This is a genomic window from Clostridium novyi NT (assembly GCF_000014125.1).
Lineage (GTDB): Bacteria > Bacillota > Clostridia > Clostridiales > Clostridiaceae > Clostridium_H > Clostridium_H novyi.
Map to the genome: position 1 here is coordinate 1262397 of NC_008593.1, position 13259 is coordinate 1275655.

The 13259-nt window shown below is 28.6% G+C and carries 10 protein-coding genes, 1 pseudogene and 1 riboswitch; of the genes and pseudogenes, 10 read left to right on the top strand and 1 reads right to left on the bottom strand.

The genetic code is table 11. The features are described from left to right. Positions 1–24: 24 nt before the first annotated feature. From NT01CX_RS05910 to NT01CX_RS05920, 3 genes are all read left to right on the top strand, one after another. Entirely contained in the window at positions 25–1581 is a 1557-nt protein-coding gene (locus NT01CX_RS05910) for an ABC-F family ATP-binding cassette domain-containing protein (protein WP_011722143.1), read from the top strand. 169 nt (positions 1582–1750) lie between these two features. Continuing rightward, a complete protein-coding gene (locus NT01CX_RS05915; RefSeq protein WP_011722144.1) occupies positions 1751–3130 on the top strand; it encodes a tryptophanase in 1380 nt (459 codons plus the stop codon). A 351-nt stretch (positions 3131–3481) separates the two neighbouring features. After that, positions 3482–4840, top strand: coding sequence for a sodium-dependent transporter (locus NT01CX_RS05920; protein ID WP_011722145.1), 1359 nt, complete (start codon positions 3482–3484; stop codon positions 4838–4840). A 101-nt stretch (positions 4841–4941) separates the two neighbouring features. Here the strand turns inward: NT01CX_RS05920 and NT01CX_RS05925 are convergent, their stop codons facing one another. Further along, complete coding sequence (locus NT01CX_RS05925; RefSeq protein WP_011722146.1) at positions 4942–6129, bottom strand: dicarboxylate/amino acid:cation symporter; 1188 nt, start codon at positions 6127–6129, stop codon at positions 4942–4944. A 1279-nt stretch (positions 6130–7408) separates the two neighbouring features. Between NT01CX_RS05925 and ilvA the strand changes: the two are divergent. The 7 genes and pseudogenes from ilvA to cobC all read left to right on the top strand — a co-directional run. Further along, positions 7409–8368, top strand: a pseudogene (gene ilvA, locus NT01CX_RS05930) (threonine ammonia-lyase); the annotation flags it as partial. A gap of 436 nt (positions 8369–8804) precedes the next feature. Continuing rightward, positions 8805–9143, top strand: a complete 339-nt coding sequence (locus NT01CX_RS05935) for a hypothetical protein (RefSeq protein WP_011722148.1) — start codon at positions 8805–8807, stop codon at positions 9141–9143. 125 nt (positions 9144–9268) lie between these two features. Beyond that, the gene (locus NT01CX_RS05940; protein WP_011722149.1) at positions 9269–9910 is read left to right on the top strand and encodes a histidine phosphatase family protein; all 642 of its coding nucleotides are present in this window, start codon (positions 9269–9271) and stop codon (positions 9908–9910) included. A 51-nt stretch (positions 9911–9961) separates the two neighbouring features. After that, positions 9962–10139, top strand: a riboswitch (cobalamin riboswitch). Positions 10140–10260: 121 nt separating this feature from the next. Continuing rightward, positions 10261–11328, top strand: coding sequence for a nicotinate-nucleotide--dimethylbenzimidazole phosphoribosyltransferase (gene cobT / locus NT01CX_RS05945; RefSeq protein WP_011722150.1), 1068 nt, complete (start codon positions 10261–10263; stop codon positions 11326–11328). 5 nt (positions 11329–11333) lie between these two features. Beyond that, the gene (cobU, locus tag NT01CX_RS05950) at positions 11334–11894 is read left to right on the top strand and encodes a bifunctional adenosylcobinamide kinase/adenosylcobinamide-phosphate guanylyltransferase (RefSeq protein WP_011722151.1); all 561 of its coding nucleotides are present in this window, start codon (positions 11334–11336) and stop codon (positions 11892–11894) included. Between the two features lie 11 nt (positions 11895–11905). Then, complete coding sequence (gene cobS / locus NT01CX_RS05955) at positions 11906–12658, top strand: adenosylcobinamide-GDP ribazoletransferase (RefSeq protein WP_011722152.1); 753 nt, start codon at positions 11906–11908, stop codon at positions 12656–12658. After that, positions 12655–13254 carry an alpha-ribazole phosphatase gene (gene cobC / locus NT01CX_RS05960; RefSeq protein ID WP_011722153.1) on the top strand — a complete coding sequence of 200 codons (600 nt, stop codon included), beginning with the start codon at positions 12655–12657 and terminating at the stop codon, positions 13252–13254. Before cobS ends, cobC begins: the two co-directional genes overlap by 4 nt. Positions 13255–13259 lie beyond the last annotated feature (5 nt).

The following is a 13259-nucleotide window of genomic DNA, read 5'->3' on the forward strand; positions in this document are numbered from 1 at the left end:
AGAAGGGAGAACATAAATAATAGTATGAGTATATTAACAGTTAAAAATATGAGTCACGGATTTGGTGATAGAGCAATATTTGATGATGTATCATTTAGACTTTTAAAAGGAGAACATATTGGACTTATAGGAGCTAATGGAGAAGGTAAGTCTACCTTTATGAATATAATCACAGGAAATCTTATGCCTGATGAGGGAAAGATACAATGGAGTAACAGAGTTAAGGTTGGGTATATGGATCAACACGCAAACCTTAAAAAGGGTAAAACAATTAGAGAGGTTTTAAGAGAAGCTTTTGATGAGTTATTTACATTAGAAAAAGAAATGCTAGATATAACAGAAAAAATGGCAGATGCATCTCCAGAAGAATTAGAAAAATTACTAGAAGATATGGGAGATATACAAGATATTTTAGATAATAGTGATTTTTATATAATAGATGCAAAAATAGAAGAAGTAGCATCTGGTCTTGGAATTAGTGATATAGGATTAGATAAAGATGTGCATGACTTAAGTGGAGGACAAAGAACAAAAATACTTCTTGCAAAGTTACTACTTCAAAAGCCTGATATTTTATTACTTGATGAGCCTACAAACTATTTAGATGAAGCGCATATAGAATGGTTAAAAAGATTTCTTCAAAACTATGAAAATGCTTTTATATTAATATCACACGATATTCCATTCCTAAATAGCGTAATAAATTTAATTTATCATTTAGATAATTTGAAATTAACAAGATATGTAGGTGACTACAATAACTTTAAGAGAATATATGAAGCAAATAAAAAACAATTAGAAGCAGCTTATGCAAGACAACAACAAGAAATAGCAAAACTTGAAGACTTTGTTGCTAGAAATAAGGCTAGAGTTGCAACAACAGGAATGGCAAAATCAAGACAAAAGAAATTAGATAAGATGGAAAGAATAGAACTTACATCCGAAAAACCAAAGCCAGAGTTTAACTTTAAAAAAGGTAGAACATCTGGAAAAATGATATTTGAAACTAGAGATTTAGTAATAGGGTATGATGAACCACTTTCAAAGCCTTTAAATTTAACTATGGAAAGAGGACAAAAAATAGCATTAGTTGGTGCAAATGGACTTGGTAAAAGTACTCTTCTAAAAAGTTTAATGGGACAGATAAAACCTATAAGTGGAGAAGTTGAACTTGGCGATTATCAACTTATTGGATATTTTGAACAAGAAATAAAAGGTAATAATAATCATACTTGTATAGAAGAAATTTGGGAAGAGTTTCCGTCACTTACTCAATATGAAGTGCGTTCAGCATTAGCTAAATGTGGACTTACAACTAAACATATAGAAAGTAGAGTAAATGTCCTAAGTGGAGGAGAACAAGCTAAAGTTAGACTTTGTAAGCTTATAAATAGGGAAAGTAATATATTAATATTAGACGAGCCTACTAACCATTTAGATGTTGATGCAAAGGATGAATTAAAAAGAGCGTTAAAAGAATACAATGGAACAATACTTTTAGTTTGCCACGAACCAGAATTTTATAGAGATGTAGTAACAGATATATGGAATTGTGAAGAATGGACAACTAAGATAGTATAAATGAAGAAATCCTATAGTAATATAGGATTTCTTCATTTATACTTAAAATAGGTTATTGTAAATAAATTACAAATATGTTAAAATTAATTACGAAAAGGTTTTCAAAAGTTAATTGATATTAAAATTATTAATTTTAATATATAAAATATTATATTTGGGGGGATTTAAAATGATTAGAAAACCAGAACCTTTTAAAATTAAAATGGTAGAACCTCTTACCATTACAACTAAAGAACAAAGAATAAAGGCACTAAAAAATGCAGGATACAATCCATTTTTATTAAAATCTGAAGATGTATATATAGACCTTTTAACAGACAGTGGAACAGGGGCAATGAGTGATAATCAATGGGCTGGGCTTATGCAAGGAGATGAAGCTTATGCTGGTAGTAAAAGTTATTATCATATAGTTGATGCAGTTAAAGACATATTTGATTATAATTATGTTGTGCCAACTCATCAAGGTAGAGGTGCAGAAAAAGTATTATTCTCTAATCTTATAAAAGAAAAAGGACAATATGTACTTGGAAATATGCATTTTGATACTACAAAAGCTCATATAGAATTAAATGGTGGTAGAGCATTAAATTTTGTAACAGAAAAAGCATTTGACACAGAAACATATTTTGATTGGAAAGGTAATTTTGATCTTGAAAAAATGGAAAACTTTATAAAGGAAAAAGGTGCTGATAAGATAGCTTTTATACTTATGACAATAACTTGTAACAGTGCAGGTGGAGAACCTGTATCAATGGCTAATTTAAGAGCTACAAATTCTTTAGCTAAAAAGTATGGAATAAGAATATTTATAGATGCAGCTAGATTTGCTGAAAATGCATACTTCATAAAACAAAGAGAAGAAGGATATAAAGATAAGACTATAAAAGAAATTGTTAGAGAAATGTTTTCATATGCAGAAGGCTTTACAATGAGTGCTAAAAAAGATGCTATAGTAAATATAGGTGGTTTATGTGGAATAAAAGAAGATAAAGAATTATTTACTGCAGTTCAATCTAGTGTAGTTCCAATGGAAGGATTTATAACTTATGGTGGACTTGCTGGTAGAGATATGGAGTGCTTAGCTAGAGGATTATATGAAGGAATAAATTATGATTATCTTGATTATAGAGTGTCTCAAGTTGCATATTTAGGAAGCAGATTAAAAGAAGGTGGAATACCAATTCAATATCCAACAGGAGGACATGCTGTATTTGTAGACGCTAAAAAAGTTCTTCCACACATTCCTTATTATCAATTCCCAGCTCAAGTTTTATGTAATGCTTTATATTTAGAATCAGGGGTTAGAGCTGTTGAAGTTGGATCTTTCTTATTAGGTAGAGATCCTGAAACAGGTGAACAACTGGAATCACCACTTGAACTTGTAAGACTTACAATTGCAAGAAGAGTATATACAAACGATCATATGGATGTAATCGCAGATGCCTTAATATCAATTAAAGACAAAGCAAAATCATTAAAGGGATTAGAATTTACTTATGAACCAAAAGTTTTAAGACATTTTACAGCTAGATTAAAACCAATAGAATAAATTTGTAAAAATTCATGTAAAAAAATATTATATTAGTAAACAACAAAGTAGCGATTGCAATTATACATTTGTAATTTTGCAATCGCTTTATTAAATATAATTTTAACAACAGCTACATTATATCATATATGGATATAATTTAAAAACCAATAGACATTTTTTAAAATACCTACAAGTTATATAATTATATAAGCGTTATTTAAAAATTTATATAATATTTTTTACTTTTTATTAAAATTTCACTGTAGCTTAATAAAAAAATAAAATTTAGGAAAAAGATTAATTTATTTTAATTTAAATTAATGAAAATAAGATTTTTATTATTTTTTTAGTATCATAAGGAGTGAAATTATGAGTAAAAATATTTTAAAAAATAGTTCCCAAAATTCTAATGATAAAGTAAGTAGGGATAAATTTGATTCTAAAACAGGATTTATATTGGCATGTATTGGTTCAGCTGTAGGTATGGGTAATATTTGGATGTTTCCTTATAGAGTAGGACAATTTGGAGGAGCAGCTTTTTTAGTACCTTATTTTATATTTGTAATAATTATAGGTTTTACTGGTGTTATAGGGGAAATGTCTTTTGGACGTGCTATGGAAACTGGACCAGTTGGTGCTTTTAAAAAAGCATTAAATAGAAGAGGAAAAAAGCATGGAGATATTCTTGGGCTTATCCCTATAGTAGGATCATTAGGTATTGCTATAGGATATTCTGTTGTTGTAGGTTGGATTCTTAGATTTACAATAGGAAGTATTAGTGGACAGCTCACAAGCTCAACAGATAGTGTTAAATATTTTGAAGTTATTTCAGGACAATATGGAAGTCTTGTTTGGCATCTTTTGGCATTAGCACTAACATTTATTGTTATGCTTATGGGTGTATCTAAGGGGATAGAAAAAGTTAATAAAATTATGATGCCAGCTTTTTTTATATTATTTTTGATTTTAGCTATACGTGTTGTAATGTTACCAGGTGCAATTAAAGGATACGGATATCTACTAGTACCTAAATGGATATGCTTAATGAACCCTAAGACATGGGTTTTCGCTCTCGGACAAGCCTTTTTTTCTTTATCTTTGGCAGGATCGGGAACGGTAGTTTATGGAAGTTATCTAAAAAAGACAGAAGATATTGTAGAAAGTGCAAAGTATGTAACACTATTTGATACTATTGCAGCTATGTTAGCAGCTTTTGTTATTATACCATCTGTATTTGCATTTGGTATGAATCCATCAGCAGGTCCACCACTTATGTTTATTACAATGCCTAGCGTATTTAAACAAATGCCTTTTGGAAGAATATTTTCTGTTATATTCTTTTTAGCTGTTTTATTTGCAGGAGTTACATCACTAATAAATTTATTTGAAGCTTCAATAGAAGCACTTCAAGAAAGATTTAATTTTAGTAGAATAAGTGCCGTTTCTACAATTGCTATAATAAGCGTAATTTCAGGAACATTTCTTGAAGAAGCAGACAAACTTGGAGTATGGATGGATATAATATCTATTTATGTAATACCATTAGGGGCTCTTCTTGCAGGAATAATGTTTTTCTGGATTTGTGGTTCTGAATTTGCAAAGGAACAAGTTCAATTAGGTTGTAAGCATGAAGTAGGAAATTGGTTTACTCCTATGACTAAATATGTATTTTGTGGTTTAACAATTATAGTATATGTTCTTGGAATATTTTATGGTGGAATAGGTTAACATAAAAACTGCTAAAACTATATAAGTTTATAGTTTTAGCAGTCAGGCTGTTGATAAACATAATTTGTCAACAGCCTTAGTCTTTTTAAAGGCTTTTTTTATTAATTAGATGCTGTATCTACTGGATGTTGTTTTGAAAATTTCTTTTGAAATGAATCAACAACCATAGCAACAGCTTGATCACCACTTATATTACAAGCAGTACCAAAACTATCTTGAGCTATATACAAAGCAATCATTAAACCAGTCATTGATGGAGAAAAATGTAAATTTGCTTTTAAAAGACCTAGTGATGCCATTACTGCACCACCAGGAACTCCAGGAGCAGCAACCATAGTAACACCTAACATTGCTACGAATCCAATTATTGTTCCCATTGTTATATGCATTCCATTTAACATGGCTACAGATAGTGCACAAGTTGTGATAGTTATTGTACTTCCTGATAAATGACAAGTAGCACAAAGTGGTATAACGAAATCTCTTATTCCTTTAGTAGTGCCTATTTGTTCTGCACATTGTAAGTTTACAGGAATAGTAGCAGCTGAGGATTGAGTTCCAAGTGCTGTTAAGTAACCTTTAACCTGAGATTTTAAAGAAAATATTAAATTCTTTTTACTACAACTACATCCAAACATAAATTGGAATAATAGCATAGAATAGTGAAGACAAAGTATGATTATGAATACTTTCCAAAATACATGAAATACTGTAGAAGCTTTTCCTGTGTAAGACATATTAGTAAAAATACCGCAAATGTGTATAGGAAGTAATGGAATAACTACTTTTTCTATAGTAGCGGTTACTATTTGTTGGAATCCTATAAATGCATCTTTTAATGTTTTGTTTTGAACCTTTGCAATACCAAGACCCATTATAAAAGCTAAAATAAGGGCAGCAGTAACATCCATTATTGGAGTCATTTCCATTGTAAAGAAAGCTTTTAAATCTGGTTTTGCATTTTGCATGGCACCTAATTCACTAGAATTAATAATATGAGGTAAAAATAATTTTCCTGCTAGTACTGCATAAGCTCCAGAAATTAACGTAAAGACATATGCTACTAATATAGTGATGCCTAATAGTTTACCAGCGCCAGATCCAAGATCTGCAATACCAGCTACTATGAAACCTATAATTATAAGTGGAATTGCGAAGTTTAAGAAATTACCAAATATAGATGAGAATGTAACAAAAACTCTACAGAAACTTACTGGTAGATATCTACCAAAAATAAAACCTAGGATAATAGCGATTACAATTTTAGGTATTAAACCTAATTTTTTCATTAAAATACCCCCTTGAAAAATAATTTGTTTTGTTAAGTTATATGAACACTGAACTATCTCATCCCTAGAGTTACAATAGTTTCGCCATAAAATCATTACCTCCCATGGGAAAGGAGAATAGTCCAATGTCAAAAGCTAGATTAAAATGTCCTACATGCCACAGTCATAAACTAAATAAAGTTTGGGGAGAACAAAGAAGGAAATCAAAAATATCAATGTAAAGGTTGTTTTTTATGTGGCAAAGCAATTTATATTCATCATGATCATCCTAAATATACCCGTTATAAATGTGGTAATAGAAAATGTAAACGTATACTTATTTAAGTAAAAGGCAAGCTATTTCATATCCATATGAGTATGTAATCGATTGCAATAATAATTTTAAAGGTGTAAGATATTTTGTTTCTGTTATTCTAAATGCTTTAGTTGAAGTTGCAGCAATTAAACTTAATAGTATTAAAAAAGCTAGCTTACTATTAGCAACCTAAAGGCTAAAAAAAGAACATTTAAGTGGTTACTTTTGTAAAATTTTAAATTTACATGTAAAATCAATCTAAGCTAATGCTTAAATTCGTAATTTTGAGATTGAGATAGTTAAATTATTATAATTAATTAATAGAACCAAATAATTTAATTAATATGTTAAATGATGCATAATGAGCTTAGATTAAAAGTTTATTAGTATATATTATTAAGGGTAGTGATTATATATTATTAAAATAATAAATAAAATATAAAATTTACACACTAGTATTTAATAAATGGATTTAAAATTTTATTGACAATAATCTAATTTAATAAACAATAAACTTGCATTTTGCCTATTAATATATAAATGAAAATATTCAGCACCTTTGCTTTAATATAATTATTCAATCATATCGCAAAGGAGTTGCTGACTATTTATCAATAATTATATCGCTTAATAATAAAATATTAGATTATTATGTTTTAAATTCCAAAAATATTTAAAATATAAAAATATATTATTACATAAATAAGGTATAGCATAGTAAGGAATTAGTTTAAAAGTGTATCCGATACAAAAACATGTGTTTTTCTGTCAAAAAATTTTGTTGTTTTTTTCATAAAAAGTAGTGACAATTAATAAAATTAAACTGTAATTGAAAATGAAAATAGAAATTTATAATTTCTTTAAACATAAAATAACAGAAAAATAACCTTGCAAACGGAATTTAATACAATATACCTAAAAGGTTAAGAATTGTGACAATTATTAGCTTGATGTAATCGATTTCAAAATAAGGAGGAGGATATAATGACATTAGATTTAAAAAAAATAAAACAAGCTCAAGAAAATATTAAAGGAGTAGCAAGAAGAACTCCATTATTTTACACAAGTACATTCTCAAAAATAAGTGGATATGAAGTTTATTTAAAATGTGAAAACAAACAAAAAACAGGAGCTTTTAAATTAAGAGGAGCTTATAATAAAATAGTTAATTTAACAGAAGAACAAAAAAAATGTGGAGTAATAGCTTCATCAGCTGGTAACCATGCTCAAGGTGTTGCATATGCAGCTACTGCGTTTGGAGTAAAATCAACAATAGTTATGCCAGCTACAGCACCACAAGCTAAGGTTGAAGCTACTAAAGGATATGGAGCAGAAGTTGTTCAATATGGTCAAGTTTATGATGAATGTTATGCAAAAGCTGTTGAAATACAAAAAGAAACTGGAGCTACATTTGTTCATCCTTTTAATGATGAAGATGTAATGGCTGGACAAGGAACTATAGGTCTTGAAATATTAGAAGACTTACCATATGTAGATGGAATCGTTGTACCTATTGGCGGTGGCGGATTAATATCAGGTATAGCTGTAGCTGCAAAATTTATAAAATCAAGTGTTAAAATAATAGGAGTACAACCCGAAATAATAGCTTCTACAAAAGCTTCATTAGAAGCTGGAAAGGTAGTTACTGTAACCGGTGCTAAATCTTTAGCTGATGGTATATCTGTACAAACTCCAGGAGATGTATCATTCCAATATATGCAAAAATATGTTGATGAAGTAGTTACTATAACTGAAGATGAAATAGCTCATGCTATGTTCCAACTTATGCAAAGAGGAAAATTATTAGCAGAAGGAGCTGGTGCATCACCTTTAGCAGCACTTTTGGCAGGAAAGATAAAAGTTGATGGAAAGAAAGTTGCTTTATTAGTAAGTGGTGGAAACGTTGATATGGCTGTAGTATCAGAAATAATAAGAAAAGAATTATAGTATATGTTCTTGGAATATTTTATGGTGGAATAGGTTAACATAAAAAACTGCTAAAACTACATAAGTTTATAGTTTTAGCAGTTTTCCTATTGCTTAAAAAGCCTCCTATATGATATGATTACTCAAATGGATGTAAGAGATAATTTTATTCATTAATTAGTATGAAATTAAATTACAAAATTAAAAAAGAATATTAATAAATAATAAAAATATTTTAAAAAATCTTATTGTTTATTTTTTGTCAAAGTTGTTATATAATATTATTAATAAATATGATATAATAGTGATACAGAATTAAATATTTAATAAATTTAATTAAATTTATTAAATATTATGTGAAAGATATAAATAATTTAGTTAACTAAATATTATACTAATTAAATGGTTATGTAATATTTAATATACAAATATTAAGATTTAAGGAGGAATTGTTATGAGTAAGTATAAAGTAGGGGAAGAATTAATAATAATTGAAAATCAACACGAAGATGTTAAAAAGCTAAGTGAACTAATAGAATTAAAAGTAAACAAAGAAAATTACTCAAAATTAACATTAGGAATAAAAATATTAGAAGTAAAATATGATAAGCCAAATGTTATATTAACTTATAGAAATGTAACAGGTGATGTTAAAAAGGTATTTGCTATTTGTAGGGATATTCCTAATTTTGATGAAGAAAAAGTTTTGGAAAAAGCTTTACTTAAAGCATTCCAAGAGGAAATAATAAATCTAAATGTTACTAAAAATCAAGGTATTCAATTAAAGTACTAATAAAGTACTACTTTTAAAATAACTTTAAAAACAAAATCTCTACACTATAAGGTGCAGAGATTTTTTTAATTATTAAAATATATGATATAATAAAAATACTAAAAATATAAGAGGTGAATTAATATATGACTACAATATATTTAACTAGACATGGACAAACTGAGTGGAATTTAAATAAGAGATTACAAGGGTGGAAGAACTCTCCTTTAACGGAACTTGGAATTTCCCAGGCTAAAGCATTAAGTGAGAGACTTAAGGATACTGAAATAGACGTTATTTATTCAAGTCCTATAGAAAGAGCATATAAAACAGCAGAAATTATAAAAGGAAATAAGGATATTGAAATTATAAAGCATGATGGATTAAAGGAATTTAACTATGGTGATTGGGAAGGATTAACCATTGATGAAATAGAGAAAAACCCTATGTATACCAAAGAATTAGATAATTTATTTAATAGTCCTAAGGAATATAAGCCTTTTGGTGGAGAAACATACGATGATCTTATAAAGAGAATAGATATTACAATGAACGAGATACTAGGAAAAAACAAAGATAAAAAGATACTAATAGTTACACATGGAATGACATTAAAAATGCTACTTCATTATTTTAATGAAAATATGACACTTGATGATATTGTAAAGCTTCCTGTAATGGGACAAACTAGTCTTACTAAAATTGATGTTGCTGACGGAAAATATAACTTAGTTTTTCAAAATGATACCAGTCATTATGATGATAATCATGTTCAAGTAGGATGGTAATTTGATTTTACATATAATAAATGATATAATCACAACAGTTTTCAATTGAGAAAATTAAATAAGTCATTAGGTGCTCTATTATAAGAGGTAAAAGGGAAAGTGGTTAAAATCCACTGCAGCCCCCGCTACTGTAAATGAGGATGAAATCTAAATTGCCATCCATAAGGAGAAGGTTAGAAAGTAATATGATCCATAAGCCAGGAAACCTGCCTAATGTACGATTATTTAAGTCTTCGGTGGGAAGATATAAAAGTTAAAGTTGTATTGTAGATACAACTTTTTTGGCTTGCTTTATATATTCCCGCATCTTAATAGGTGCGGTTTTTTATTTTGAATTTAGGAGGAAATTCATGAATTTATTAGAGACTGTTTTAAAGGAAATCAAACCATTAGATACTACTATTATGGATAAAGCATTAAAAAGATTGGATAAACTTGCAAAACCTCTTGGGAGTCTTGGAAGACTTGAAGATATAGCAATGCAAATATCAGGAATAACAGGTAATGTTAAGAATAAGTGCAAGAAAAAGTGTACTATAGTTATGGCTGCTGATAATGGGATATGGGAAGAAGGTGTGAGTGCATGCCCTCAATCAATTACAGCTATACAAACAATTAATATGCTTAAAGGATTAACTGGAGTTGCGGTTATATCTAAACATGCTAATGCGGATATAAAGGTTATAGATATTGGTATCAATGCAGAAATAAGTCATCCTAGTTTAGTGAATAGGAAAATAAGAATGGGCACTTACAATATGGTTAAAGGCAGTGCTATGACAAGAGATGAAGCTATAAAAGCTATAGAAATTGGTATAGAGAGTGTTAAAGAGTTAACAAAGGAAAACTATAGTGTTTTAGGTACCGGAGAAATGGGAATATGCAATACAAGCACAAGTAGTGCAATATTAATGGTTCTTACAGGATGTAGTGCTGATATTGCAGTTGGAAAAGGATCTGGTATTACAGAAGAAGCTTATATTAATAAAAAGAAGGTAATTAAAGAAGCTATAAAAATTAATAATCCAGATAAGGAAGATCCTATTGATGTACTATCTAAAGTAGGTGGATTTGATATTGCAGGGCTTGTTGGTTGCTTTTTAGGAGCTGCATACTATAGAGTTCCAATAGTTATGGATGGATTTATATCTAGTGCTGCTGCATTAATTGCATATAAATTAAATCCTTTAACTAAAGAATATATGATACCATCTCACGCTTCTAAAGAACCAGGATTTAATCTTATTATGAAGGAACTTAAACTAGAACCTATGTTTAATCTTAATATGAGATTAGGAGAAGGAAGTGGATGTCCACTAACCTTTGATTTAATAGATGCAGCTTCTGATATTATGTGCAATATGGCAACTTTTGAAGAAGCATCTATAGTTGATGATTATTTAATTGATATAAGGTGATAAAAATGGGAAAAATTATATTAGTAACCGGTGGAGCAAGAAGTGGTAAAAGTAGTTATGCTGAAAATATAGCTAAAAATGTTGGAGAAAAAATATTATACATAGCAACATCAATACCATTTGATGAAGAAATGAAGCATAGAGTTAAAAAACACAAAGAAAGCAGACCAGAAATTTGGGATACCTATGAAGGATACAAAAGTTTAGATAAAGTAGTAAGAGAAAAGAATAATTTATATGATGGTATGTTACTTGATTGTGTAACTATTATGACTTCAAATTTTATGTTTGATTATATTGGAGATAAAATAGAAGAAGCAGATAACACTACTTTGGATACAGTAGAAAAGAAGATAATAACAAATTTTGAGAAGCTTTTAAATGAAGCTATTAAAGGAAATAGTACTATGATACTTGTAACTAATGAATTAGGCTATGGAATAGTTCCAGAAAATAAATTAGCACGAGTATATAGGGATATAGTAGGTAGAATAAATCAATATATAGCCTCAAGGGCAAGTGAGGTATATTTAGTTGTATGTGGTATACCAATAAAAGTTAAGTGAGGATAGAATTTATGAAAAATTTAATATTAATGATTCAGTTTTTTACTAGAATTCCTATAAATATAGAAATTGATGTAAAAGAAGATTCCTTTGCTAAAGGGATTTCATATCTTCCACTAGTTGGACTGATAATAGGAGGATTTAATGCTATTGTATATTTTGTGTCATCTAAATTTATTTTAGGTACACTTCCCATTGTATTAGCACTTTTAGCAAATACAATTATTACAGGGGCATTTCATATAGATGGTCTTGCAGATACTTGTGATGGTATATTTTCTTCAAGAAAAAAAGAAAGAATGCTGGAAATAATGAAAGATAGTAGAGTTGGAACTAATGGTGCTATAGCTATAGTATTTGACTTTATGCTTAGATATGCAGTACTTAATAGTTTAAACAAAAAATATATAATAATAGCCTTAATATTGTCTCCTGTAGTTGCAAAAACAGTTGTTACACTACTTATGTGTTTTTCTGTTTATGCAAGAAAAGAAGGGGGACTTGGAGGAGTATTTGTAGGAAAAGTAAAACCTTTTAGAGTGATTGTTGCATTTATAATATCAATTTCAATAGGATATGTGCTTATAGGATATAAGTATGTAGCTTTACTCTTAATTACAGTTTTATTCATTGAAATATATAAAAAGCTTATATATTCTAAAATTGATGGTATGACTGGAGACACACTTGGAGCTGCCAATGAAATAGCAGAAATTATATTTATGTTAGCGCTATTATCATTTAAAGGATGTGGGTTACTATGACATCATTATATTTAGCACGTCATGGAGAATCAGAGTTAAATACTAAAAAAGTATATTTTGGTGTAACTGATTGTGAACTAACTAGTACAGGAATATTTCAATGTGAGAATTTAAATAAGAAATTAAGTCAGTTAAATGAGCTAGATTTTGATGTAATAATTACAAGTTCTCTTAAAAGAGCCATAGATTCATCTAAAATAATAGCTAATTGTAGATATAAGGATTTAATGATTTTTGAAGAGTTTAAAGAATTAGATTTTGGAAAATGGGAAGGACTTAGTTATAAAGAAATTACAAAAATTTATCCTAAAGAATGGGATCAGTGGGTAAAGGATTGGAAAAATGCCTATCCCACAGAAGGAGAGAATTTTAAAACATTTTATAAAAGAGTAAAAAATGCTTTAGAATTTATATTAAAAGAATATAAGGATAAAAAGATTTTGTTAGTATGTCATCAAGGTACATTAAGGGTTATAACATCTATATTACTTGGATTAAATGAAGATGGTTATTGGAGATTTTCATTTGAATATGGAATGTATAGCTTGTTTGAAATAGTTGATGATTTTGCAATACTTAAAAAAATTAATTGTTAAAGGAT

Bases quoted from the DNA above. Each gene is read 5' to 3' on its own strand.
- NT01CX_RS05910 (WP_011722143.1), top strand. From the start codon at position 25: ATGAGTATATTAACAGTTAAAAATATGAGTCACGGATTTGGTGATAGA.
- NT01CX_RS05915 (WP_011722144.1), top strand. From the start codon at position 1,751: ATGATTAGAAAACCAGAACCTTTTAAAATTAAAATGGTAGAACCTCTT.
- NT01CX_RS05920 (WP_011722145.1), top strand. From the start codon at position 3,482: ATGAGTAAAAATATTTTAAAAAATAGTTCCCAAAATTCTAATGATAAA.
- NT01CX_RS05925 (WP_011722146.1), bottom strand. From the start codon at position 6,129: ATGAAAAAATTAGGTTTAATACCTAAAATTGTAATCGCTATTATCCTA.
- NT01CX_RS05935 (WP_011722148.1), top strand. From the start codon at position 8,805: ATGAGTAAGTATAAAGTAGGGGAAGAATTAATAATAATTGAAAATCAA.
- NT01CX_RS05940 (WP_011722149.1), top strand. From the start codon at position 9,269: ATGACTACAATATATTTAACTAGACATGGACAAACTGAGTGGAATTTA.
- cobT (WP_011722150.1), top strand. From the start codon at position 10,261: ATGAATTTATTAGAGACTGTTTTAAAGGAAATCAAACCATTAGATACT.
- cobU (WP_011722151.1), top strand. From the start codon at position 11,334: ATGGGAAAAATTATATTAGTAACCGGTGGAGCAAGAAGTGGTAAAAGT.
- cobS (WP_011722152.1), top strand. From the start codon at position 11,906: ATGAAAAATTTAATATTAATGATTCAGTTTTTTACTAGAATTCCTATA.
- cobC (WP_011722153.1), top strand. From the start codon at position 12,655: ATGACATCATTATATTTAGCACGTCATGGAGAATCAGAGTTAAATACT.